We start from the raw sequence: 23,849 nt of genomic DNA, 5'->3' as shown, positions 1-23,849 counted from the left end.
GGTGTACCTGATGCACCGAGTTGTCTGCATCGCAGGCAAGCCAGCTCCCACAGAAAAGCAGATCTGCTTTTGATCTTGATCTGAGCGAACGCGGGTAGTGCAGAGCGGGTAAACCGGCAGGACGCCGTGACCGAAGAAACGGATATGTACACCCGCATGGCGCAGTAATTGCGTCCCCCCAATCCAACCCCCCAAAAAAGGAGCACCCCCCATGCAACTACGCGCCTTGCGATATTTCCACGAGGTCGCCCGCTGCGCCTCCCTGCGTAAGGCCGCCGAACGTCTTTACGTCACCCCCACCGCCGTCAGCCGCCAGATCGAACACCTGGAACACTTCTTCGGCGCCGCCCTGATTGAGCGCGGCCCCCGCGGCATCCGCCTCACCGCCGAGGGCGAATGCCTGGCCGAACAAGTCACCTCAACCCTGCGCGGCCTCGACCAGGTACGCGAAGTCATCGCCAGCCGCCAAAGCCAGGTGGCCGGTAACATCAGCATCCATGTGTCAGAAAGTATCGTTTCCACCGTGCTCGCCCCGGTGCTCGCCACCTTCTACCGCGCCCACCCCAAGGTCACCTTCAACATCGTGATCGCCAGCGCCTCGGCCACCCTCGACGCCCTGTGCAGCGGCGAGGCGGACCTGGGCCTGGCGTTCTACCTGCAAGAGCGCGCCGACGTCGAAGTCACCGCCCACTGCCAGTTATGGCACCGGGTGCTGGTCAGCGCCGAACACCCCTTCGCCCAGCGCGACAGCATCGAATTGAGCGAACTGCAAGGCCAGCCCCTGGCGATTCCCGACTCGGCCTACGGCGTGCGCCAGGCCCTGGAAGTGGCGGCAAAAAAACGCGGCGTCACCCTCGAACCGGTGTTCACCACCAGCTCCCTGGAAGTGCAGAAGAGCCTGGCCCGGCAACGGGCAGCGGTGCTGATTTTGCCCCAGGTCGAGGCAGACGTGCGGGACCTGGGCGACGGCCTGGTCGCCGTGCCGATCGCCGATGAAGACCTCGGCCGCATCCGCATCGACCTCTGCGTGTACCGCAACCGCCCCCGCTCGGTGGCGGTGCTCAAGTGCCAGGAAATGCTGGCGGGGGCGATGCAACGTTGTTCGCTGAACTGAGCCTGAGCCTCAGAAGATGTTGATCGGCACATTGGCGACGAGGCGGAACTCATCGTAGCTGCCGTCAATCTGCCCGCCGCTGGCGCGATGGTTGTAGACGATGGTGCGCAGTACGGTGTTCTTGAGTGTTCCGGACTGAATCACATAGGCCAGCATCAAGCCGTTTTCGTTGTGCTTGGCGCCATCCAGGCTGCGCACGTTGTAGCCGGTGTTGTGGCCGTTGCGGTCGCCATCGTAATGGGTGCCGTCGATGTCCCAACCCTTGGCGTGCCACAGGCTGGCGGTGAGGCCGGGCACACCGTAGGCGGCGAAGTCCAGGTCGTAGCGCAACTGCCAGGACTTTTCGTTGGGGCCGTTGTAGTCCGAGTACAGCGAGTTGGCCATGTAGTTGCCGGTGGACTCCCACACGTAGTCGAAGTATTCGTTGCCAAATACCTGCTGCCAGGCCAGGGTCAGGCTGTGGGCCAGGTGCGTGGCGGTGAAGGCCAGGCTGGCGGCGTTATTGTCGATGTAGCCGAGGTTTTTGTCGCCCGAGTCGCTGGTGTGGTAGTAGTTGAAGGCGGTCTTCAAGGCGATGTCGCTCTTGTCACCGATGCGGTGGGTCAGGCCGACGTAGGTCTGGTCCCACATGTCTTCGAAACGCGACGCGTAGACGCTGGCTTCCAGCCCGTAACCCGGTTTTACCGTGGCTCCCAGGTAGCTGATGCGTGCGCCGCTGTAGGCGCGGTTGCCGAAGGTGGTGGTGAGCTTTTCGGCGCCGGTGCCGGTGCGTGGAATCGCCCGCTCGAAGCTGCCGCCCTGCACCGACAGCCAGTCGAATTCGTTGCTGAACAAGCCCACGCCCTGGAAGCTGGAGGGCAGGGCGCGGTTGTCCTTGTAACGCAGGATCGGATTGTCGGTCATCAGCCGACCTGCCTTGATCTCGGTGCTCGACAGGCGAAAACGCACGTCGCCCACCCCCAGGCGGCTCCAGGTGGGAATCGCATCGCCGTCGCCGTCCACCAGCACCCGGTCGCCGCCATTGGCCACCTTGCCGTGCCCGCGCTCCAGGTTGACCGCGCTGAAGATCCCCGCATCCACGCCCACGCCAATCAGGCCCTGGGTGTAGCCGGAGCTGTACTTGAGCATGCTGGTCTGCACCCAGGTTTCCCGTACACGCGTGGGCTCGACGCCGCCGGCTTTCTTGATGCTCAAGTGGGTGGTGCGTTGGGTGTGCTGGTTGGAATAGTAGTGACGCAGGTTCAGGTCCAGGGTGCTGCCTTCGAGGAAGCCCGGTGCGCTGGCCTGGGCGTTTTCCTGGGCGAAAGCCTGGGTGCTGGACGCCAGGGTGACGGCCAGTAAAAGACGTGGATACATGGTAAATCCCCATACAAATCAGACGTAAGGCGACCGTCCCGGCAGGCCCTCAGGTGCTGCCGGTCGGTGGCGAAAAGACGCGGGACAGTGGGAAAAGGTATTCAGCGAACCGAAGCTTCTGTGAGCCGGGTTTCGCGGGCCGGGCTGCCGGGCAGCGGCGGACGGGTTTCCTTGGCGAACCAGGCGGCGGTGAGGCACACCAGGTTGGCGATCAGCAGGTACCAGACCGGCGACATCGGGTCGCCGGTGGTGCCGATCAACCAGGTGATGATGATCTGCGCGGTGCCGCCGAACGCTGCCACACCGAAGGCGTAGACGATGGAGAAACCGGTGGAGCGCACGGATTTCGGGAAGCTTTCCACCAGCAACACGATCAGCGCCGCGCCACTCATGCCGTGCAGGCCCGAGAGTACCGCCAGGGTCAACAGGAAGGTCGCCGGGCTTGGGTGCTCGGTCATCAGTTGCAGGGCCGGGAACAAAATCAACAGCAACACCACCCGCGGTGTCATCAGGATCGTACGGCGCCCGAAGCGGTCGCAGAGCATGCCGCCGGCCACCGCGCACACGGCCATCGCTGCGCCGGCCACCAGGGTCGAGAGCATCGAGATGCTGGTGGGCAGCTTCAGTTCGGTGAGGGCGAAGGTGGTCATGTAGTTGAGGAAGTACTGGGTGATGGTGCTGCCGGAAAGGATCAGCAACCCCAGCACCAGTGCGCGCCGGTGCTTGCCGCAGACTTCTCGCACCAGGTCGCCGGTGCTGGTCTGCTCGCCGTGGCCGTGGAAGGTTTCGGCGAGGTTGCGGCGGATGTAGATGCCGATCGGCAACACCAGCAGGCCGAACACGAACGGCACGCGCCAGCCCCAGCTGTTGAGGTCTTCCGGGGACATGACCTTGGTCAGGGTGAACCCTACCAGCCCGGCCACCATGGCTGCGACGCCCTGGGCGACTACTTGCCAGCAGGCGTAGGTCCCGCGTTTGTGGGGTGGCGCCGCTTCGAGGATGTAGGTGGTGGCGGGGCCGGCTTCACCGCCCCAGGCCAGGCCCTGGATCATGCGGGTGAGCACCAGCAGGATCGGCGCCGCGATACCGATGGTCTCGTAACCGGGCAATATCGCGATGCTGCCGGTGCCCACGGCCATCATCACCAGGGTCAACAGCATCGCCGGTTTGCGCCCGACGCGGTCGGCGTAGGCGCCGATCAGTACTGCGCCCAGGGGCCGGACGATAAAGCCGATACCGAACGCCGTGACCGACAGCATCAGGCTGACGAAAGCGCTGTCGGACGGGAAGAACGTGTGGCCGATCATCACCGCAAAGGTTGCGTACACACCAAAGTCGAAAAACTCCACGGCGTTGCCCAGGACCACGGCGAAGATGCTCTTTTTGCCGGCGTCCGGGGACGGTGTTTCGGGTGCGTGATCAGGATCGGATCGTGTCAATTGCTCAGTGTGCATACCAGCCCCTCGATTTTAGTTATAGGTCGTCCGAGCTCCAGGCCAAGAGGGCCCGGAGCTGGCGTGTGGGTGGGCAGTTCTTACAGCGTCAAAAGTCAGGAAGGATTCGGCCAGTGGTGGATTGCGCCACGCCAGCTCTCGTAGGTTTTAGCGATTTGCAGCAGCCATTGATCGGCAAAACGCGGGGCGATCATCTGCAGGCCGATGGGCATGCCATCGGCGGCGAAACCGCAGTTGATCGACAACGCCGGTTGCTCGCCCATGTTCCACGGCACCGTGAACACGATGTGTTCGAACGGCAGTTGCGGGTTGTTGCTCGGTGATGGCCACTCGGCCGGGAACGCATTGACCTGGTTGGTGGGGGACAGCACCAGGTCGAGTTCGGTGAACACCTGCGCGGCGCGGCGGCGCATTTCAAAGGTCTGGTTGAAACCCTTTACGGCTTGTACGCCGCTGATCTCGGCGCCCGGCGCGGCCCAGTCGCGGATGTACGGCAAGACCTTGTCGAACTGCTCGCTGCTCAGGGCCGACAAATCGCCCCACTGGCGGGCGCGCCAGAAATGGTCGAGGCCATCGAGTTGTGCGCGGTCCATGATTGGCGGGATCAGCGTGACCTTGGCGCCGTGGGCTTCGAACAGCCGCGCGGCTTGCTCCACGGCTTCACAGACGAAGCCTTCAGGCTGCATGCCTGCGCCGGGTTCAAGCATCAGGCCGACGCGCAGGCCCCTGACCGACAGCGGCTGGTTACTCCACTGGGTGGTGAGCGGCGGAAGGCTGGTGGCATCGCGGGCATCGGGGCGGGCCAGGTGTTGCATCAACAGCACGCAATCATCGACGGTGCGGGTCATGGGCCCGGCGGCGCGGCCGGTGTAGTACGGGTCGATGGGGATGCGCCCCAGGGTCGGCTTGAATCCCACCAGGCCGCACCAGGCGGCGGGCAGGCGCACCGAGCCACCGATGTCGGTGCCCACGTGCAGCGGGCCGTAACCGGCGGCGGCCGCTGCGGCGGCACCGGAGCTGGAACCGCCGGTGTTGTTGGCGGTGTTCCACGGGTTGCGGGTGATGCCGTGGAAGCTCGACAGGCCGGAAGACAGCATGCCGAAGTCCGGGTTGGTGGTCTTGGCCAGGATTATCGCGCCCGCTTCACGCATGCGGGCTGCGGGCGGTGCGTCCCTGAGGGCCGGGGTCAGGCGGGTAGCCGCGCTGCCGAGGGGAATGGGCACGCCTTCGGTGGCGATCAATTCCTTGAGAGTCACCGGTACGCCATCAAGGGCGCCGTTGGGTTGGCCCTTGTTCCAGCGTTCGGTGGAGGCCTGGGCCTGCTGACGCACCTGTTGCGGGTCGAAGGCATAGAGCGCGTTGATCTGCGGCTCCCAGCGGTCGATGTGGGCCAGGAGCTGGTCGTAGTAGTCGATGGGCGCGAGTTGCCGGCTGGCAAATTGCGCCAACAGTTCGGCGGCCGTAAGGGTATGCAGGTCAGTCATCGAACGCTTCCTTGTGATGGGCCGGCTGGCTCATGGCGGGTTGCAGTAGGAACGACTATATAAACCCCGGTGTGACGCGGCCATCACAATCGGTGCAGTTCAGTGTTGCGTTTTTGTGTGCACTGAAACCGGCGGGTAGATGTGGGAATGGCTGGAAGGTTTACTGTTTGGCGGGAGGACCTCAGGCGCAGGCACCTGGCGTCTTTTTCCTGCGTGCCGACTCACGACGATAGCTCCGGATAGGCTGGGGTTTCGCCCGTATGCGGGATTGGAAAGACATCCACGTCGCAGGGTCAAAGCGGGTGGCTGATACCACCGCTTCCTGGAGCAGCATGATGGAAATAGCGTCTGACGCATCCGGGTATTCAGTATCGAGGATGATTTCCAAGGTGTCCTTGTCGCGATAGCCGCTGCAGGTCGGAATCAGACTGAAGGCGTGATCTATACCTTCGGACTCATTCGGCTCGCAGATGGATGAAACAACGCCCACATAAACATTCCGATCGTTCAGCGTGAACATGCATTGAGAGCCGCGCGCAATGGATTCCCTGAGTAGGGTCCTGAGGGGGCGCCCCGTTAGAAGCTCGAGCATCAATTGCTGGTTCAGTTCCTCCTCTGAAGCAAGTTGCAGTCTTCGTCGACGCCAACGCACAAATAATCGCGCCCAGCAGTAGGGAATGATCATGGCTGTCAGGCCGACCTGGAGCAAAAATACCCAGAGGCCATGATTTCTCTCGGTGGCAATATCCAGCTCTATCAGCAGCTTGCCCAGATAAGCACTGTAATCAATGGGGATTGTCTGGCCAGCCAGTTGCAGCGGCTGTTTGGACAGGCAAAGAATCAAAGTGGTCAGTACGAACGACAGTACGAGGCAGGTCCAGCCTAATCTTGCGACCTGTAGATAGAGTAACTGGCCCTCAAAGCGGTGGAGGCGGCAGTAATGGCCGGGGTGTTTCAAACACACCAAATAGCCACTCACCAGTAACGGCAGTATCAGTAGTAGCCCCATGGGTTATTTGAATATCAGTTCACGTATCTTGCGCTTGTGTTCCTTGAACTCGGGTGAGTTGGCGATTTCCGCCGGGTCGACAGAAATACCCCACTCACCCACTATCCTCATGGTTTTGTACCGCTTGATAGCCCTGATATTTTCCAGATCTTCCTCAGTGGGTTTCTTGAACCACGCAAACGACTCAAACATGACCGGCACCCTCATAAAAAAGTAGTCGGTTTTATAGCAAGAGCCGTTTTTACCGACTACTGATGGCCCCCATCCAGAACTCCCCGCGTATCGTAGGAAACGTCCTTAGTTGCCCCAACGGTCTAAAACGTCGGCGGCGTAATCACCCAGATCACCACCGCATCCACCTTTCCGGGGTTGCCATAGCGATGGGGCTCACTGCTGGGGAAGCTGAAACTGTCGCCTTCAGCCAGCTGAAAATGCCGCTCGCCCACCCATAACTCAAACGTTCCGCTCAACACATAACCCGCCTCTTCACCCTCATGGCTATAGCTCTGCTGGCTATAGGTGCCCGGTGGAAAGCGCGAGTGCAGCATCTCCAATTGATGATTGGGCAGGGGCGTCAGCAACTGGTCGACGATCCCGTCCTCATAGTGAATGCTCTGGCGATTGTTCCTGCGCACCACAAAACCTTCATCCTCCGCTGCCGGCGTGGTCTCACTGGCAAAAAACCACTGGATCGTCACCCCCAGGCTGCGGGCGATGTTGAACAAGGCCGGGATCGACGGGTAGGCGAGGTTGCGTTCCAGTTGGCTGATATAACCGGCCGTCAATTCGCTCATCTGCGCCAATTCGGTAAGCGTCATGCCCCGGGCCTTGCGCAAGCCGCGGATGCGGGTGCCGAGAAACAGCTGTGGCGGTTGGTCGTTCAAATGTCCCACGCTACTTTCAATCCTTCATAAATCGCCTCTTCGGCGGTACGCGGCGCCAGGCAATCGCCGATCCGCGTGAACGCCACAAGGCCTTCCAGTTCTGCGCCCAGAGTGTCCACCGGCTGGTGGCCCTGGCACAACACCAGGGTGTCGATATTTTCCAGCAGCATCGGCTCGCCGCTGGCGGTGTGTTGCAGGTAGACGGTAGTGTCGTCGCAGCCGTACAAACGGGCGTAAGGGATGATCGGAATGCCCAGCCGATGCAGTTCGCCGGCCAGTTGGTCACGCACGTACAACGGCAGGTTTTCCCCGCAATGGGTACCGTTCACCGCCAGTTGCACCTGATGGCCGGCACGGGTGAGGCGCTCGGCAATGCCCGGGCCGATCCAGTCGCAACGCCAGTCCACCACGACCACCGAACGGCCCAGTTGCACCTCATCGCGCAGCACTTGCCAGGCATCCACCACCTGTAGCTCGCCGCCGCGTTCGAAGGCCGGCCAGTAGGGCTCGGCGCCGGTGGCGATGATCACCCTGTCAGGTTGTTCGCGTTCCACCAATGCGCGGTCGACGCGGGTGTTGCGCACCACGCGGACCCCGGCCAGTTCCATCTCGCGCTGCAGGTTGGTACTGGCGCCGCCGAACTCGCTGCGTCGGGGCAGTAACTGCGCCAGAAGCACCTGGCCGCCCAATTGGGCACTGGCTTCATACAAGGCCACCTCATGTCCGCGCTGCGCCGCCACCGCTGCCGCTTTCATCCCTGCCGGGCCGCCACCGGCGACCATGATCCGCTGGCGTCGCAGTGCCGGTTGCAGTTGGCCAAACTGCAATTCGCGGCCGGTCTCGGGATGCTGGATGCAGGAGATCGGCAGGCCTTTGTGGAAGTGGCCGATGCACGCCTGATTGCAGGCGATGCACGCCCGTACATCCTCGGCATGGCCGCTTGAGGTCTTGGCCGGCATGCGCGGGTCGCAGATCAGCGCGCGGGTCATCCCGCACACATCGGCCTGGCCGCGTTGCAGCATCAGTTCGGCCTCCTGGGGCTGGTTGATGCGCCCGGTAACGAACAGCGGAATCGACAGGTGCGTCTTGAACGTCGCCGCTTCTGCCGCCAGGTACGCCGGGGCAATGGCCATGGGCGGCACGATATGGATCGCGCCGCCGAGGGAGGCCGAGGTGCCGGCGACGATGTGCACGTAATCCAGGTGTGATTGCAGCTGTTGCACGGCGGCCAGGGAATCCTCTTCGGTCAGGCCTTCGGGGTCGCGTTCATCGGCAGAAATGCGCAGGCCGATGATGAAGTGCTCGTCGGTTTCGGCACGCACCGTGGCGATGATTTCCCGCAGGAAACGCAGGCGTTGTTCCAGCTCGCCGTTGTAGCCGTCGGTGCGGCGATTCACCCGCGGGTTGAGAAATTGCGCGGGCAGGTAACCATGGCTGGCGACCACTTCCACACCGTCAATCCCGGCCTGATACAGGCGCCTTGCCGCAGCGCCGTAGCCGGCGACGATCTCGTCGATCATTGTCTGGTCAAGGGCGCGCGGCATCACCCGGAAGCGTTCGTTGGGCACCCCGGAAGCCGAGTAAGCCACCGCCAGCAAACCGTCGGCCGACTCCATGATTTCCCGCCCCGGATGGAAAATCTGCGACAGCACCACGGTGCCGTGGGCGTGGCAGGTTTCGGCCAGTCGGCGATAGCCGTCGATGCAGCTGTCATCGGTGGCCATCAGCACATGGGAGGTGTAGCGGGCGCTGTCGTGCACCCCGGCCACTTGCAACACAATCAACCCCACGCCGCCTTCGGCGCGTGCCCGGTGGTAGGCGATCAACTGCTCGTTGACCTGGTTGTCGGTGGGCATCGAGGTGTCGTGCCCGCTGGACATGATGCGATTTTTCAGGCGTTTGCCGCGCAGTACCAGCGGTTCAAAAAGATGCGGAAAGGCATGGGGCGACATGGTGCGGATACTCCAGGCGCTGTTGTTATTATTTTTCTATAGGAGGTCAGCCTCAGTAAAAAATCAACTTGTTTTTTTACTGGTGACTGGATTAGCGTCAACCACATCACCCACCCGCCTGGAGAATAAAAATGCCTGGGGCCACCGAACGACAGCTGCGCGAAGAGCTTGCCGCCTGCTACCGGCTGATCGCGCACTTTCGCATGAGCGATTTGATTTTCACCCATATCTCGGTGCGTATCCCGGGGCCCGAGCATCACTTTTTGATCAACCCCTATGGGCTGATGTTCGAGGAGATCACCGCCTCCAGCCTGGTGAAGATCGGCCTGGACGGACGTGCGGTCGAGGCTTCGGCCCATGGCGTCAACCCGGCGGGGTTTGTGATTCACAGCGCGATTCACGGCGCCCGCGAAGATGCGCAGTGCGTGCTGCACACCCATACCCGCGCCGGCTGTGCGGTGGCGGCCCTGGAATGCGGGCTGTTGCCGGTGAACCAGATTTCCATGGAGTTCTACGGCAAGGTCGCCTACCACGACTACGAAGGCGTGGCGCTGGACATGGACGAGCAACAGCGACTGGTGCACGACCTCGGCGACAAGCCGGTGTTGATGCTGCGCAACCATGGTTTGTTGACGGTAGGGGAGACGGTCAGCCAGGCGTTCCTGCGCATGTATTACCTGGAGAAGGCCTGCGATATCCAGATCGCCGCCCAGGCGTGCGGCAAGCTGATCCTGCCGCCTGCGCACGTGTGTGAATACACCGAGCGGCAGTTCAATGAGCCAGGCCGGCCACTGGAAGAGGGCGAACTGGCAGACCCGGACGCCATGCAACTGGCATGGGCGGCATTGCTGCGGTTACTGGATCGGGTGTCGCCGGGGTTCCGGGAGTGAGGTAGAGTCGTCCAGCCGACTCAACCCAAGGACACCGCCTCATGACCCAGGAATCCCGTTTCTCCCGCATGGAACCGGAGTTGCGCAAGGCCAATCTGGTGCAGGCGACGTTGGCCTGCCTCAAGCGCGACGGCTTCCAGGGCGCGTCGATCCGCAAGATCAGCGCCGAGGCCGGGGTGTCGGTGGGGCTGATCAGTCATCACTACTCGGGCAAGGATGAGCTGGTGGCCGAGGCCTATCGGTCAATCACCCGGCAGGTGATGGACCTGCTGCGGGATGCGATGGCCAAGGCGCCGCCCAGTCCGCGGGAGCGGCTGTCGGCGTTCTTTCGCGGCTCGTTCTCCCCCGAATTGCTCGACCCGCAACTGCTGGATGCCTGGCTGGTGTTCTGGGGGGCGGTCAAGACGGCCCCGGCGATCAACCAGGCCCACGAACACTCCTATGGCGAGTACCGCACCATCATGCGTACGGCCTTGGTGGACATGGCCGGAGAGGAGGGCTGGAAGCAGTTCGATGCCGATTTGGCGGCCATCGCCTTGAGCGCCTTGCTCGACGGCTTGTGGCTGGAATCGGGGCTCAATCCCGGCACCTTCACCCCGGAGCAGGGCATCCAGATCTGCGAAGCCTGGGTCGATGGCTTGCAGTCGGGCGGGCGCAAGCGCTTCCAGATCAAACCCTGAACTGACGATTCCGCGCCGCCTGGACGCAATGTCCGGGCCGGCATTTTCCCCTCGAAAAATATTTGCAGTTACCCGATTGCCTCCTTACTGAACACTCGTTTAGTATCGCCCCATGTCGCACCCCTCAAGCCAATTAAAATAATTCGAGGATTCCATGACTACAGATCCGTCCGTGCTCACTCAGGTGCAGGCAGGCGTTGCCTGGATCACCCTCAATCGCGGCCCCCAGCGCAATGCCCTGGACATCCCGACCCTCAAGCACCTGCACGCCTTGCTGGACGGTTTCAACCGCGATCCGGCTGTGCGCGTGGTGGTACTGACCGGCAGTGGTCGCAGCTTCTGCGCCGGTGCCGACCTTGCCGAATGGGCCGATGCCGAAGCCCGTGGCGCCCTCGAAACCTACGGCTGGACCGAAACCGCCCACGCCCTGATGACCCGCCTGCACACCCTCGACAAACCCACCCTCGCCGCCATCAACGGCACGGCGGTCGGTGCGGGCATGGACCTCACCCTGTGCTGCGACCTGCGCGTCGCCGCGCAATCGGCACGCTTCAAGGCCGGCTACACCAGCATGGCCTACTCGCCGGACGCCGGCGCCAGCTGGCATCTGCCGCGCCTGATCGGCAGCGAGCAAGCCAAGCGCCTGCTGTTCCTCGATGAATTGTGGAGCGCCGACCGCGCCCTGGCCGCCGGGCTGGTGGGCGAAGTCGTTGCCGACGAGCAACTGCATACCCACGTCGCCGAGCTGGCCACGCGCCTGGCCAACGGCCCGACCTTTGCGTTTGCCCAGACCAAAACCCTCATCCGCGAAGGCGCCGGGCGCAGCCTGCCCGAGCAGCTTCAGGCGGAACTCACCGCCGGTTTGCTGTGTGGACGCAGCGCCGACGGTGCTGAAGCCCTGCGCGCCTCGATGGAAAAGCGCCCACCGAACTTCTCCGGCAACTGATTCCCCTTCAAAACACCCTCGAACGATCGACAGGTAGCGCCATGAATTTCCAGCCCAGCCAAGAACAAGACATGTTGGTGGACGCGGTACGCAGTTTTGTTGCCAAGGAGTTGTTGCCCCACGAGGAGGCGGTGGACCGCGCCGATGAAGTTTCGCCGGAGCTTGCCGCGCAGATTCGTGACAAGGCCATCGCTGCCGGTTTCTATGCCTTCAACATGCCGGAAGACGTCGGCGGTGGCGGCCTGGATTACCTGTCACAGGCGTTGATCGAGCGTGAGTTGTCGAAAGTCTCCTGGGCGCTGCATGTGTTTGTCGCCCGGCCGTCGAAAATCCTCATGGCCTGCACCGGCGCGCAGATTGGCGAGTACCTGTTGCCGTGCGTGCAGGGCAAGAAGATCGACTGCTTTGCCCTGACCGAACCGGGTGCCGGTTCCGACGCCAATGCGATCAAGACCCGCGCCGTGCGCAGCGGTGATGACTTTGTGCTCAATGGCAGCAAGCACTTCATCAGCCACGCCGGCCACGCGGATTTCGCCATCGTGTTTGCCGTTACCGACACCTACGAACACAACGGTCGCCAACGCAATGCCGTGACCTCGTTCCTGGTGGACCGTGGCACGCCGGGCATGACCATTCGCCGGGGGCCAAAATGCGTCAGCAACCGCGGCTACCACACTTATGAAATGTTCTTCGACGACTGCCGCGTACCAGCCTCCAAAGTCCTCGGCGAAGTCGGCAAAGGTTGGGAAGTCGCCAATGCCTGGCTGACCGCAGGCCGGGTGATGGTGGCTGCCAACTGCGTCGGCCAGGCCCAGCGTGCGCTGGACGTTTCCCTGCAATGGGCGGCCGACCGCAAGCAGTTCGGCCAGCCCATCGGCACCTACCAAGGCATCTCGTTCAAGCTCGCCGACATGGCCACGCAAATCCGTGCGGCCGAACTGCTGACCCTGAACACCGCCTGGAAAATGGACCAGGGCACCATGACCGACGGCGAGGCCGGCATGGCCAAGTTGTTTGCCAGCGAAGTACTGGGCAAGGTTGCCGATGAAGCAGTGCAAATCTATGGCGGCATGGGTTTGATGGACGAAGGCCCGGTGGAGCGCATCTGGCGCAACGCGCGGATCGAGCGGATCTGGGAAGGCACTTCGGAAATCCAGCGCCACATTATTGCCCGCGAACTGTTGCGGCCACTGTTGCGTTGATCGGGTCGGAGAACGCTTATGTCCCAGGCTATTCGCGACAATCTCAAGCGCCTGCTGGCGCCCCGTCACCTGGCATTCGTCGGTGGGCGCAGCATGGCCCGTGCCCTCAAGCGCTGCGCCGAGGGTGGTTTTGCCGGCCAGATGTGGCTGGTCAACCCGCAACATGACAGCCTCGATGGCGTTCCCTGCGTGCGTCGCGTGGCCGATTTGCCGTGCGGTCCGGATGCGGTGTTTATCGCTACCAATCGCGAGCTGACCCTGACCTGTGTCGCCGAACTGGCGGCCATTGGCACCGGTGGCGCCATCTGCTACGCCTCCGGGTTTGCCGAAACCGGCGCCGAGGGCCAAGCCTTGCAGCAACAACTGCTCAAGGCCGCTGGCGAGATGGCACTGCTGGGCCCCAATTGCTATGGCCTGCTGGATTACCTGCACAGCTCGGCGTTGTGGCCGGTGGCCCATGGCGGCAAGCCGGTCGAGAAGGGCGTTGCGGTGCTGACCCAGAGCGGCAACTTTGCCTACAACCTGTCCATGAGCGACCGTTCGCTGCCGGTGGCCTATATGGCGTCGGTGGGCAACCAGGCGCAGTTGGGGGTTGCCGAGTTGATGGACGTGCTGCTCGACGAGCCGCGCGTTACAGCGATTGGCTTGCACCTGGAAGGCTTGAAGAATGTGCCGGGGTTCGCCCGTGCGGCCCACAAGGCCCTGGAGAAAGGCATTCCGATCATCGCCCTGAAAACCGGGGTGTCACAGATCGGCGCCGAGTTGGCTTTGAGTCATACCAGTTCGTTGTCGGGTTCCGATGCGCTGTACGACAGTCTGTTCGCGCGCCTGGGTGTGATCCGGGTCAGCGGGCCGGTGAGTTTTGTCGAGACCCTGAAGGCGGCGGCCTGCGGTAATCTGCCGGCGGGCAACAGCCTGATCGCCCTGGCCTGTTCCGGTGGTGATGCCGGGTTGATTGCCGACTACGCCGAGCGCAACGATTTGAGCCTGCCGAAGCTCGACGAAGGCCAGCGTGAAGAGTTGGCGCAGGTGCTGCCCAGCTACGCCAACCTGGTCAACCCGCTGGATTTCACCACGGCCATCTGGGGCAACAGCGACGCGCTAAATACGATGCTCGACACGGCACTGCGCACCGAAGCGGATGCGGCAATGCTGGTGCTCGACTACCCGGCGGAATTTACCGGTGAGCGCAAGGAGTGCGACCTGCTGCTGGAGCTGTTTTGCAGTGCGCTGACTCGCCACGGCAAGACTGGCTTTGTCACCTCTGCATTTCCCGAATTGCTGCCGGCCCACGCTCGCGAGCGTCTGCATGCCCAGGGCGTTGCCGCGTTGCAAGGCGTGGAAGATGCGCTGGCGGCCTGGGGCCGGATTGCCGACTATCAAAACAATCGCCGGGCGTTGTTGGCGCGGGGTGAGTCGATACTGGTGCCGCTGTGCCCGCAAGCGCTTGAACAACACGGACAGTCGCTTGATGAGTGGGATTCCAAGCAGGCTTTACGGGCTTTCGGCCTGACCACGCCAGCCGGTGTCTTGAGCACTCCCGAGCGGGCCATAGCCGATGCCAAAGTGCTGGGTTACCCGCTGGTACTCAAGGCCGTCAGTGCCGACTTGCCGCATAAAACCGAAGCTGGCGCCGTGGCGCTCAACCTGCAGGACGGCTTCGCCTTGACTGCTGCCCTGGCTCATATGCGCGAGCAAATCGCCGCTTATGCGCCGGATGTGCCGTTCGATCAGCTGCTGCTGGAGTCCATGGCTACGCCGCCGCTGGCCGAGCTGATTGTGGGCATCAAGCGCGAAAACGACTTCGGCCTGGCGCTGGTGATCGGCGCTGGTGGAATCCTCGTGGAGTTGCTCAAGGACAGCCGCAGCCTGCTGCTGCCCACCACCGACGACGCAATCCGCAACGCCTTGCTCGGCCTGCGCAGCGCCGCATTGCTGCAAGGCTTTCGCGGACGCGAAGTGGCCGACATGGAAGCCCTGGTGGCGGCGATTCGTGCGGTGGCCGACTACGCCTGCGCCAACGCCGGGCAGTTGCTGGAACTCGATGTAAACCCATTGCTGGTCAATGCCCGGGGCGCCACGGCGGTCGATGCATTGATCCGTCTCGCCCAGGCGTGAAGGAGATGACAATGCAAAGCAAAACCTTGACGGGCGGCCAGGCCCTGGTGCGATTGCTGGCCAACTATGGTGTCGACACGGTGTTCGGGATTCCCGGCGTGCACACGCTGGAGCTGTATCGCGGCTTGCCGGGCAGCGGTATTCGGCATGTGCTGACCCGCCACGAGCAGGGCGCCGGCTTTATGGCCGACGGTTATGCGCGGGTCAGCGGCAAGCCGGGGGTGTGTTTCATCATCACCGGGCCGGGGGTGACCAACGCCGCGACGGCGATCGGCCAGGCGTATGCCGACTCGATTCCGCTGCTGGTGATTTCCAGCGTCAACCACACCGCCAGCCTCGGCAAAGGCTGGGGCTGCCTGCATGAAACCCAGGACCAGCGGGCGATGACCGCGCCCATCACTGCGTTTTCAGCGGTGGCGTTGAGTGCCGAGGATTTGCCGGAGTTGATCGCGCGGGCCTACGCGGTGTTCGACAGTGAGCGACCGCGCCCGGTGCATATTTCGGTGCCGCTGGATGTACTGTCGGCGCCGATCAAACGGGACTGGAGCAATGAGGTGGTGCGCCGTCCCGGACGCGGTTTGCCATCGGCTGAAAGCCTTGATCAGGCAGTGGCAAAACTGGCCGCGGCCAAGCGCCCGATGATCATTGCCGGTGGTGGTGCACTGTTGGCGGCCGATGCCTTGCAGCGCTTGAGTACGCAGTTGGCGGCGCCGTTTTTCAGCAGTGTCGCCGGCAAGGGATTGTTGCCGGTGGAGCATCCGCTGAATGCCGGTTCGACCCTGTGTGTCGAGCCCGGCTGGCAGCTCATCGCCGAGGCGGATGTGGTGTTGGCCATCGGCACCGAAATGGCCGATACCGACTTCTGGCGTGAACGCCTGCCGATTAATGGCGAGCTGCTGCGGGTGGATATCGACCCGCGCAAGTTCAACGATTTCTATCCTTGCGCCGTCGCGTTGCACGGTGATGCCCAGCAAACGACGCTGGCTTTGCTGGAACGCTTGCCAGCCACGCCGCGCAACGCGGATGCCGCCACCGCTGCGGTCGCGACGTTACGCCAGGCAGTCAGCAGCGGCCATGGTCCGTTGCAACGCATTCACCAGGCGATTCTCGACCGCGTGGCCGCCGAGTTGCCGGCCAATGCCTTCATCAGCAGCGACATGACCCAACTGGCTTACACCGGCAACTACGCCTTTCCCAGCAACGCCACCCGCAGTTGGCTGCATCCCACCGGCTACGGCACCCTGGGCTATGGCCTGCCGGCCGGTATCGGCGCCAAGTTCGGCGCACCGCAACGGCCCGGCCTGGTGCTGGTGGGCGACGGCGGCTTTCTCTACACCGCCCAGGAACTGGCCACGGCCGTGGAAGAACTGGACAGCCCGCTGGTGGTGTTGCTCTGGAACAACGACGCCCTGGGGCAGATTCGCGACGACATGTTGAACCTGGACATCGAACCCATCGGCGTACTGCCGCGCAACCCGGACTTCGCCGCCCTGGCGCGGGCGTTCGGCTGCACGGTCAGCGAGCCACAGAACCTGGATGAGCTGCAGACGGATTTGCGTAACGGTTTCAAGCGCAACGGCGTGACCTTGATCGAGTTGAAGCATGCCTGTGTGAACCTTTAGAGGAGCAACACCATGAGCGAAAACAACAACAAAATGACTCAAGCGATGCACCGGCGGGACTTCCTCAAGCACAGCGCCGTAGCCGGTGCCGTGGCCGCCGCGTTTTCCATGGGCCTGCCGCTGCAGGCCTTTGCCGAGGAGGCCACGCCCAAGCCGGGCGGAGTGCTGCGCATGGGCCTGGCCGGCGGCAGCACCACCGACTCCCGCGACCCGGGATCCTGGGTCGACACCTTCACCTTCGTCGGCTTTTCGGCGGTGTACAACACCCTCACGGAAATCGCGGTGGACGGCAGCGCCATCCCCGAATTGGCCGAAAGCTTCGAGTCGACGCCCGACGCGCGCATCTGGACCTTCAAGCTGCGCCAGGGCGTGACCTTCCATAACGGCAAAAGCCTGACCGCTGACGACGTGGTGGCCTCGATCAACCATCACTTGGCAGCCAACTCCACCTCGGCGGCCAAGACGGTGATCGGCGATGTGGCCAGTGTCAGCGCCAAGGGCAGCGATGCAGTGGTGTTCGAATTGCACTCGGGCAATGCCGATTTCGCTTATGTAGTCGCCGATTACCACCTGGTGATCATGCCCGCCAAGGACGGCGCCGCCGACTGGCAGGCCGGGATCGGCACCAGCGGTTATCGCCTGAAAAGCTTCGAGCCGGGCGTACGCATGGACCTGGAGCGCAACCCTGATTACTGGAAGCCGGGCAGGGCACACTTCGCCAGCGCCGAGCTGTTGGCGATTGCCGACGGCGCAGCGCGGGTCAATGCGCTGGTCACCGGGCAAGTCGACGTGATCAACAAGGTCGACCTGAAAACCGTGGCCTTGCTCAAGCGCAATCCCACGCTGGTCATCGAAGAAACCAAGGGCGCCCAGCACTACACCTTCCCGATGTTGTGCGACAGCAACGAGTTCAAGAACAACGACATCCGCATGGCGATGAAGCATGCGATCAACCGCGAAACCCTGCTGGCCTCGGTGCTGCATGGCTATGGCCTGGTGGGCAACGACCATCCGATCCAGCCGGGCAGCCGCTTCATCAACGCCGCCCTGGAGCAGCGCACCTACGACCCGGACAAGTCGCGATTCTACCTGCGCAAGGCCGGTGTGGAGTCGCTGAAGGTGCGCCTGCAAGCTTCCGATGCCGCCTACACCGGCGCGGTGGATGCTTCGGTGCTGTTCAAGGAGCAGGCGCGCCAGGCCGGGATTGATATCGACGTGGTGCGCGAGCCGGCGGATGGCTATTTCTCCAACATCTGGATGAAGCAGCCGTTCACCACCTCGTTCTGGTACAGCAGCCTGACTGCCGACCGCATGTTCAGCATCGGCTACGCCAAGGGGGCGGCGTGGAACGAAACCCATTGGGATAACGACCGCTTCAACCAGTTGCTCAACGCAGCGCGAGGTGAGATGAACGCGCCGCTGCGCCAGGAGATGTACAACGAAATGCAGAGCCTGTGCCGGGACGACGGCGGGGCGATTGTGCCGTTGTTCGCCAGCTCCGTGGCGGCCCGCTCGAACCGCGTCAGCCATGGACCGCTGACGGCGCCGTATGGGGAACTGGATGGGTTGCGGTTGATCGAGCGATGGTGGCAGGCGTGAAGATTTCAGAAACGCCACAAATCAATTGTGGGAGCGGGCTTGCTCGCGAATGCGGTGGATCAGTCTCTATCTGTATTGGCTGACACACCGCTTTCGCGAGCAAGCCCGCTCCCACATTGAACATTTGTCGCCTTCGAGAACATGCCCCACTCATGAGAACCGAACATGAATAGCCTATTCAAACTGGTACTCCAACGCCTCGCCCTTGGCCTGCTGTCGTTGTTCGCCGTCTCGGTGATCATCTTCCTGGCGGTCGGCATGCTCCCCGGTGATATCGCCCAGGCCATGCTCGGCCAGTCCGCCACGCCGGAAACCGTCGCCGCCTTTCGCGCCCAACTGGGCCTGGACCTGCCGCCCCTGAGCCGGTTCGTGCAATGGCTGCTGCGCCTCCTGCACGGCGACCTCGGCGCTTCCCTGGCCAACCAGCGGCCCATCGCTGAACTGATCGGCGCACGCCTGGGCAACACCTTGCGCCTGGCGGCACTGGCGGCGTTGGTCTCGGTGCCCCTGGCGCTGGTGCTGGGGATGCTCGCCGCGCTGTACCGCAACAGCTGGTTCGACCGCCTGCTCAACACCTCGGCCCTGAGTGCGGTGTCGTTCCCGGAGTTCTTCGTCGCCTACCTGCTGATCCTGGTGTTTTCGGTCAAGCTGGGCTGGTTTCCCAGCCTGTCCAACCTGGCGCCGGATGCCTCATTCGCCACCATTCTCGAACGTTCGGTGTTGCCGGTGGCCACCCTGAGCCTGGTGGTGATCGCGCAGATGATGCGCATGACCCGTGCCTCGCTGATCAACCTGCTGGCCAGCCCGTATATCGAAATGGCCCGGCTCAAGGGCATCAGCCAGTCGCGGATTATCTGGCGCCACGCACTGCCCAATGCCCTGGCGCCGATCGTCAACGTGATCGCGCTCAACCTCGCGTACCTGGTGGTGGGCGTAGTGGTGGTGGAGGTGGTGTTTGTCTACCCGGGCCTCGGCCAGTTGCTGGTGGACTCGGTGTCCAAGCGCGATATCCCGGTGGTGCAGGCGTGCAGCCTGATCTTTGCCGCCACCTACATCCTGCTCAATACCGGCGCCGATGTGCTGTCCATCGCCACCAACCCACGCCTGATGCATCCCAAGGGGTAGACCATGAGCCTTCTCACACAACTGGCCCGGGCGCCATTGAGCGCGAAGTTCGGCCTGCTGGTCATCGTGCTGTACGTGCTGGTGGCGTTATTTGCGCCGGTGCTCGCACCTTACGGGGAAACCCAGGTGGTGGGTGACGGGTTTGCTCCCTGGAGCGGCCAATTCCTGCTGGGCACCGATAACCTCGGGCGGGACATGTTCAGCCGCCTGGTGTATGGCGCGCGCAACACCCTGGGCATCGCTTTTTTGACCACGGTGCTGGCGTTTTTGCTGGGCGGTTTGAGCGGCTTGATAGCCGCGATCAAGGGCGGCTGGGTCGACCAGGGATTGTCGCGGGTGGTGGATATCCTGATGGCGATCCCGCAACTGATCTTCGCCTTGCTGATCCTCAGCGTGGTGGGCACCAATGCCACCTCGCTGGTGCTGGTGATTGCACTGCTGGATTCGACCCGGGTGTTTCGCCTGTCCCGGGCCGTGGCGATGACCGTGGTGGTGCAGGACTTCGTCGAAGCCGCCCGGCTGCGTGGGGAAGGGCTGTGGTGGCTGGTCACCCGCGAAGTGCTGCCCAATGCCGCCGCGCCATTGATTGCCGAGTTCGGCCTGCGGTTCTGTTTCGTGTTCCTGTTTATCAGCGCGCTGTCGTTCCTTGGCCTGGGCATTCAACCGCCCACCGCCGATTGGGGCAGCATGGTCCGCGACAACGCGGTGCTGATCACCTTCGGCGACATCAGCCCGTTGCTGCCGGCGCTGGCAGTGGCGTTGATCACCGTCAGCGTGAATTTTGTCGTCGACTGGATGCTGCATAAATCCAGCGGCCTGAAGGAGTGTTGAGGATGGACAAGCCATTGCTGGAAATCCGCAACCTGCAGATCGAAGGGCATTACGAGGATGCCTGGCATCCGCTGATCAAGGGCATCGACCTGACGTTGCAACGGGGCGAGGTGCTGGGGTTGATTGGCGAGTCCGGCGCGGGTAAATCAACGTTGGGCCTGGCGGCCATGGGCTTTGCCCGCGACGGTTGTCGCATCACCGGTGGCTCGGTGTGCTTTGACGGCATTCAACTGTTGCAGGCCAAACCCGAAGCCTTGCGCAAGCTTCGAGGACTGCGCATTGCCTACGTTGCGCAAAGCGCTGCCGCGTCGTTCAACCCGGCCCACCGGCTGATTGACCAGCATGTGGAAACCGCCGTGATCAACGGTGGCATCAGCCGCGCCCAGGCTGAACGCGAGGCGGTGGAGTTGTACCGCGTGCTGCGCCTGCCCAATCCGGAAACCATCGGCCAGCGTTATCCGCATCAGGTCTCCGGCGGGCAACTGCAACGGGTGATGACCGCCATGGCGATGGCCTGTCACCCGGACCTGATCATCTTCGACGAACCCACCACCGCCCTCGACGTCACCACCCAGATCGAAGTGCTGGCGGCGATTCGCGATGCAGTAAAAACCTTCGGCAGCGCCGCGCTGTATATCAGCCATGACCTGGCAGTGGTCGCGCAGATGGCCGACCGCATCATGGTGCTGCGTCACGGCAAACTGGTGGAGGAGGCCGAGACCCGCACCATGCTCAGCGCCCCGCAGCAGGACTACACCAAATCCCTGTGGGCGGTGCGCAGCTTTCGCACCGAACCCAAGGCCTGTCCCCAGCAGCAGATGCCGTTGCTGGAAGTGCGTCAGGTGTGCGCCAGCTACGGGCATCAGCCGGTGCTGCATGACGTGTCGATGAGCTTGCATCGCGGCCAGACGTTGGCGGTGATCGGTGAGTCCGGCAGCGGCAAAAGCTCCACCGCACGCTTGATTACCGGGTTGCTGCCGGCTACGGCGGGGCAGGTGCTGTATGACGGTGAAGCGTTGCCGGCGGACTTTCGTCGGCGCAGCAAGGAGCAGTTGCGACGGATCCAGATGATCTACCAGATCCCCGATACCGCGCTGAACCCGCGCCAGCGCATCGTCGACATCATTGGCCGGCCACTGACCTTCTACCTCGGCCTCAAGGGCAAGGCCATGCGCGCCCGAGTCGCCGAGTTGCTGGAGATGATCGAGCTGGACCCGGCCACCTTCATGGAGCGTCAGCCCCGTGAGCTGTCCGGCGGCCAGAAGCAACGTATCTGCATCGCTCGCGCCCTGGCGGCCGACCCACAATTGATCATCTGCGACGAAGTGACCTCGGCCCTGGATCAGTTAGTGGCCGAGGGCGTGCTGAAACTGCTCAACCGCATTCAGCAGCAGTTGGGCGTGGCCTACCTGTTTATCACCCACGACGTGGCCACAGTGCGCGCCATCGCCGACGAAGTGGTGGTGATGCAGCGGGGCAGGGTGGTGGACCAGGGCAGTCGCAGCGCGATCTTCACCCCGCCGTATCAGGACTACACCGGCTTGCTGTTTTCATCGGAGCCGGAAATGGACCCCGACTGGCTCGACCATTTGCTGGCCAAACGGGCCACGCTTACTTCTTGAGGAGTTTTTATGAAGGTGTTGATTGTCCACGCCCATCCCGAGCCGCAGTCGTTTACCGCGGCCTTGCGTGACCAGGCCACGGCTACCCTGCAAGCGCAGGGGCATGAGGTGCAGGTCAGTGATTTGTACGCGATGAACTGGAATCCCGTAGCCAGCGCCTCGGACTTCACCTCGCGGGAGAACCCCGACTACCTGGTGTATGCCCTGGAGCAGCGCCTGGGGGTGAAAAGCCAATCCATCGCGGCGGATATCCAGCAGGAGTTGGACAAGCTGCTGTGGGCCGATCTGCTGATCCTCAATTTCCCGATCTTCTGGTTCTCGGCGCCCGCGATGCTCAAGGGCTGGATTGACCGGGTTCTGGTGTCGGGCGTGTGCTACGGCGGCAAGCGGTTCTATGATCAGGGCGGGCTCGCCGGCAAGAAAGCGCTCGTCACGGTCACCCTTGGCGGGCGCGAGCATATGTTTGGCGAGGGTGCGATTCACGGGCCATTGGAGGACATGCTGCGGCCGATCCTGCGTGGCACGCTGGCGTATGTCGGGTTTGAAGTGCTGGAGCCGTTTGTGGCGTGGCATGTGCCGTATATCAGCGCCGAGGCCCGGCAGACTTTCCTGCACAGTTACCAGCAGCGATTGGAAGGGCTGGCGGATGACCAGCCGTTGGTGTTTCCGAAGTTGGCGCAGTTTGATGAGGCTCTTTATCCACTTTAGTCAAGTGAATGAAGATCCAGTGTGGGAGCGGGCTTGCTCGCGAAAGCGGTGTGCCAGTTGATGCATGTGCTGGCTGAACCACCGCATTCGCGAGCAAGCCCGCTCCCACATTTGGTCTTCATTTGTCAGGCGCGATTGTGTGCCCGCAACCGTTCGGCAGCGCTGCGTAGCAGCTGTTCCGTGCCGTCCCAGCCCAGGCAGCCATCGGTGATCGACACGCCGTATTTCATCGACGGGCTCAATGGCTGGCAGCCTTCGAACAGGTGGCTCTCGATCATCATGCCGATCAGCGAGGTGTCGCCCTGCAGGCGCTGTTCCAGCACGTCGTTGAACACCGCCGGTTGGCGCAGCGGGTCTTTGCCGCTGTTGGCGTGGCTGCAGTCGACCATGATCCGCGGCGCGACTTTGCTCTTGGCAAGGTCGGCGTGAACCTGGGCCACGCTCTGGCGATCGTAGTTCGGCCCACGATGGCCGCCGCGCAACACGAGGTGAGTGTCGGGGTTGCCCGGGGTCTGGATGATCGCCGGATGGCCCTGGCTGTCGACGCCGAAGTGACGGTGCGGGTGAGCGGCGGAGCGCATGGCGTCACAGGCGATGGCCACGCCGCCGTCGGTGCCGTTCTTGAAGCCGACGGGCATGCCGAGGCCGCTGGCCATTTCGCGATGAATCTGCGATTCGGTGGTGCGCGCGCCAATGGCGACCCAGCTCAGCAGGTCATCGAAGTAGCCGGCAGCCATCGGTTGCAGCAGCTCGGTGGCGACCGGCAGGCCCAGGCGCAGCATTTCCCGCATCAGTTCCCGGGACAGGGTCAGGCCGGCGGCCATGTCGTCGCTGCCATCCAGGCGTGGGTCGTAGGCCAGGCCTTTCCAACCGATGGTGGTGCGGGGTTTTTCGACGTAGGCGCGGATCACCAGCAGCATCTGGTCACTGACTTCATGGGCCAGTTTTTTCAGGTTGCGCGCGTATTCCATGGCCGATTCCGGGTCGTGGATCGAGCACGGGCCGACAATCACCAGCAGGCGTGAGTCTTCACCCTGGAGGATGGCGCGCACGGCTTGGCGATGGGCGTGGATCTGTTCGTTGAGGAATGGGCTCAGGGGCAGTTGGTGCTTGAGCTCAAGGGCACTGGGCAAACGCTGGGTCAGCGCTTCATTGGCGCAGGACAGGGTGGAAACAGGCAGAGCGGCGATCGAGGCTTTCATATTCGGGCTTCCTGGGCAAGCGGCGGGCTGTTCCCGCACGCTCTGCCCTAC

The 23,849-nt window shown here is 63.0% G+C and carries 20 protein-coding genes; 12 read left to right on the top strand and 8 right to left on the bottom strand.

What is annotated here, in order from left to right:
• Window positions 1-211: 211 nt before the first annotated feature.
• Window positions 212-1,114, top strand: a complete 903-nt coding sequence (locus tag HX869_RS26905; RefSeq protein ID WP_003208975.1) for a LysR family transcriptional regulator — start codon at window positions 212-214, stop codon at window positions 1,112-1,114.
• Between the two features lie 9 nt (window positions 1,115-1,123).
• On the opposite strand, the gene HX869_RS26900 is transcribed toward HX869_RS26905, so the two are convergent.
• From HX869_RS26900 to HX869_RS26870, 7 genes are all read right to left on the bottom strand, one after another.
• Window positions 1,124-2,470 carry an OprD family outer membrane porin gene (locus HX869_RS26900; RefSeq protein ID WP_102368688.1) on the bottom strand — a complete coding sequence of 449 codons (1,347 nt, stop codon included), beginning with the start codon at window positions 2,468-2,470 and terminating at the stop codon, window positions 1,124-1,126.
• A 101-nt stretch (window positions 2,471-2,571) separates the two neighbouring features.
• Window positions 2,572-3,924, bottom strand: a complete 1,353-nt coding sequence (locus HX869_RS26895) for a citrate-proton symporter (RefSeq protein WP_008436037.1) — start codon at window positions 3,922-3,924, stop codon at window positions 2,572-2,574.
• A gap of 95 nt (window positions 3,925-4,019) precedes the next feature.
• Complete coding sequence (locus HX869_RS26890) at window positions 4,020-5,408, bottom strand: amidase (RefSeq protein WP_008436038.1); 1,389 nt, start codon at window positions 5,406-5,408, stop codon at window positions 4,020-4,022.
• A 181-nt stretch (window positions 5,409-5,589) separates the two neighbouring features.
• Window positions 5,590-6,417 (bottom strand): hypothetical protein, encoded by an 828-nt coding sequence (locus HX869_RS26885; protein WP_087694888.1) that lies wholly within the window; start codon window positions 6,415-6,417, stop codon window positions 5,590-5,592.
• Window positions 6,418-6,420: 3 nt separating this feature from the next.
• Window positions 6,421-6,609, bottom strand: coding sequence for a hypothetical protein (locus HX869_RS26880; protein WP_003208968.1), 189 nt, complete (start codon window positions 6,607-6,609; stop codon window positions 6,421-6,423).
• A 122-nt stretch (window positions 6,610-6,731) separates the two neighbouring features.
• On the bottom strand, window positions 6,732-7,322 hold the full coding sequence (locus tag HX869_RS26875; protein WP_173406084.1) for a helix-turn-helix domain-containing protein: 591 nt from the start codon (window positions 7,320-7,322) through the stop codon (window positions 6,732-6,734).
• Entirely contained in the window at window positions 7,298-9,253 is a 1,956-nt protein-coding gene (locus HX869_RS26870) for an FAD-dependent oxidoreductase (RefSeq protein ID WP_178903918.1), read from the bottom strand. Before HX869_RS26870 ends, HX869_RS26875 begins: the two co-directional genes overlap by 25 nt.
• A 131-nt stretch (window positions 9,254-9,384) precedes the next feature.
• Between HX869_RS26870 and HX869_RS26865 the strand changes: the two genes are divergently transcribed.
• The 11 genes from HX869_RS26865 to HX869_RS26815 all read left to right on the top strand — a co-directional run bounded on the left by HX869_RS26865 (window position 9,385) and on the right by HX869_RS26815 (window position 22,596).
• Complete coding sequence (locus HX869_RS26865) at window positions 9,385-10,143, top strand: class II aldolase/adducin family protein (protein WP_087694886.1); 759 nt, start codon at window positions 9,385-9,387, stop codon at window positions 10,141-10,143.
• 41 nt (window positions 10,144-10,184) lie between these two features.
• Window positions 10,185-10,823 (top strand): TetR family transcriptional regulator C-terminal domain-containing protein, encoded by a 639-nt coding sequence (locus HX869_RS26860; protein ID WP_102605443.1) that lies wholly within the window; start codon window positions 10,185-10,187, stop codon window positions 10,821-10,823.
• A gap of 154 nt (window positions 10,824-10,977) precedes the next feature.
• Window positions 10,978-11,769 (top strand): enoyl-CoA hydratase/isomerase family protein, encoded by a 792-nt coding sequence (locus tag HX869_RS26855; protein WP_178903917.1) that lies wholly within the window; start codon window positions 10,978-10,980, stop codon window positions 11,767-11,769.
• A gap of 41 nt (window positions 11,770-11,810) precedes the next feature.
• On the top strand, window positions 11,811-12,971 hold the full coding sequence (locus tag HX869_RS26850; protein WP_008436052.1) for an acyl-CoA dehydrogenase family protein: 1,161 nt from the start codon (window positions 11,811-11,813) through the stop codon (window positions 12,969-12,971).
• Window positions 12,972-12,989: 18 nt separating this feature from the next.
• Entirely contained in the window at window positions 12,990-15,089 is a 2,100-nt protein-coding gene (locus tag HX869_RS26845; protein ID WP_177022038.1) for an acetate--CoA ligase family protein, read from the top strand.
• An 11-nt stretch (window positions 15,090-15,100) separates the two neighbouring features.
• Window positions 15,101-16,711, top strand: coding sequence for a 5-guanidino-2-oxopentanoate decarboxylase (locus tag HX869_RS26840; protein WP_008436054.1), 1,611 nt, complete (start codon window positions 15,101-15,103; stop codon window positions 16,709-16,711).
• Window positions 16,712-16,723: 12 nt separating this feature from the next.
• A complete protein-coding gene (locus HX869_RS26835; RefSeq protein WP_178903916.1) occupies window positions 16,724-18,310 on the top strand; it encodes an ABC transporter substrate-binding protein in 1,587 nt (528 codons plus the stop codon).
• 165 nt (window positions 18,311-18,475) lie between these two features.
• Window positions 18,476-19,435, top strand: a complete 960-nt coding sequence (locus tag HX869_RS26830; protein WP_003208950.1) for an ABC transporter permease — start codon at window positions 18,476-18,478, stop codon at window positions 19,433-19,435.
• Between the two features lie 3 nt (window positions 19,436-19,438).
• Window positions 19,439-20,266 carry an ABC transporter permease gene (locus HX869_RS26825; protein WP_003208948.1) on the top strand — a complete coding sequence of 276 codons (828 nt, stop codon included), beginning with the start codon at window positions 19,439-19,441 and terminating at the stop codon, window positions 20,264-20,266.
• Window positions 20,267-20,268: 2 nt separating this feature from the next.
• Window positions 20,269-21,888 (top strand): ABC transporter ATP-binding protein, encoded by a 1,620-nt coding sequence (locus HX869_RS26820; RefSeq protein WP_178903915.1) that lies wholly within the window; start codon window positions 20,269-20,271, stop codon window positions 21,886-21,888.
• 9 nt (window positions 21,889-21,897) lie between these two features.
• Window positions 21,898-22,596, top strand: a complete 699-nt coding sequence (locus tag HX869_RS26815; protein ID WP_177020177.1) for an NAD(P)H-dependent oxidoreductase — start codon at window positions 21,898-21,900, stop codon at window positions 22,594-22,596.
• 125 nt (window positions 22,597-22,721) lie between these two features.
• Here the strand turns inward: HX869_RS26815 and HX869_RS26810 are convergent, their stop codons facing one another.
• Window positions 22,722-23,798: a 3-deoxy-7-phosphoheptulonate synthase gene (locus tag HX869_RS26810; protein ID WP_177040172.1), complete on the bottom strand. Its 1,077-nt coding sequence runs from the start codon at window positions 23,796-23,798 to the stop codon at window positions 22,722-22,724.
• Between the last annotated feature and the right edge of the window lie 51 nt (window positions 23,799-23,849).

The sequence above is a fragment of the Pseudomonas sp. P7779 genome (assembly GCF_013386315.1).
GTDB lineage: Bacteria > Pseudomonadota > Gammaproteobacteria > Pseudomonadales > Pseudomonadaceae > Aquipseudomonas.
This window is presented reverse-complemented; position numbering and strand designations above follow the sequence as displayed.

Coding starts and splice junctions, on each gene's coding strand:
- HX869_RS26865 (WP_087694886.1), top strand. CDS start 9,385: ATGCCTGGGGCCACCGAACGACAGCTGCGCGAAGAGCTTGCCGCCTGC.
- HX869_RS26840 (WP_008436054.1), top strand. CDS start 15,101: ATGCAAAGCAAAACCTTGACGGGCGGCCAGGCCCTGGTGCGATTGCTG.
- HX869_RS26810 (WP_177040172.1), bottom strand. CDS start 23,798: ATGAAAGCCTCGATCGCCGCTCTGCCTGTTTCCACCCTGTCCTGCGCC.
- HX869_RS26905 (WP_003208975.1), top strand. CDS start 212: ATGCAACTACGCGCCTTGCGATATTTCCACGAGGTCGCCCGCTGCGCC.
- HX869_RS26885 (WP_087694888.1), bottom strand. CDS start 6,417: ATGGGGCTACTACTGATACTGCCGTTACTGGTGAGTGGCTATTTGGTG.
- HX869_RS26820 (WP_178903915.1), top strand. CDS start 20,269: ATGGACAAGCCATTGCTGGAAATCCGCAACCTGCAGATCGAAGGGCAT.
- HX869_RS26835 (WP_178903916.1), top strand. CDS start 16,724: ATGAGCGAAAACAACAACAAAATGACTCAAGCGATGCACCGGCGGGAC.
- HX869_RS26845 (WP_177022038.1), top strand. CDS start 12,990: ATGTCCCAGGCTATTCGCGACAATCTCAAGCGCCTGCTGGCGCCCCGT.
- HX869_RS26900 (WP_102368688.1), bottom strand. CDS start 2,470: ATGTATCCACGTCTTTTACTGGCCGTCACCCTGGCGTCCAGCACCCAG.
- HX869_RS26830 (WP_003208950.1), top strand. CDS start 18,476: ATGAATAGCCTATTCAAACTGGTACTCCAACGCCTCGCCCTTGGCCTG.
- HX869_RS26890 (WP_008436038.1), bottom strand. CDS start 5,408: ATGACTGACCTGCATACCCTTACGGCCGCCGAACTGTTGGCGCAATTT.
- HX869_RS26855 (WP_178903917.1), top strand. CDS start 10,978: ATGACTACAGATCCGTCCGTGCTCACTCAGGTGCAGGCAGGCGTTGCC.
- HX869_RS26870 (WP_178903918.1), bottom strand. CDS start 9,253: ATGTCGCCCCATGCCTTTCCGCATCTTTTTGAACCGCTGGTACTGCGC.
- HX869_RS26815 (WP_177020177.1), top strand. CDS start 21,898: ATGAAGGTGTTGATTGTCCACGCCCATCCCGAGCCGCAGTCGTTTACC.
- HX869_RS26895 (WP_008436037.1), bottom strand. CDS start 3,924: ATGCACACTGAGCAATTGACACGATCCGATCCTGATCACGCACCCGAA.
- HX869_RS26880 (WP_003208968.1), bottom strand. CDS start 6,609: ATGTTTGAGTCGTTTGCGTGGTTCAAGAAACCCACTGAGGAAGATCTG.
- HX869_RS26825 (WP_003208948.1), top strand. CDS start 19,439: ATGAGCCTTCTCACACAACTGGCCCGGGCGCCATTGAGCGCGAAGTTC.
- HX869_RS26850 (WP_008436052.1), top strand. CDS start 11,811: ATGAATTTCCAGCCCAGCCAAGAACAAGACATGTTGGTGGACGCGGTA.
- HX869_RS26860 (WP_102605443.1), top strand. CDS start 10,185: ATGACCCAGGAATCCCGTTTCTCCCGCATGGAACCGGAGTTGCGCAAG.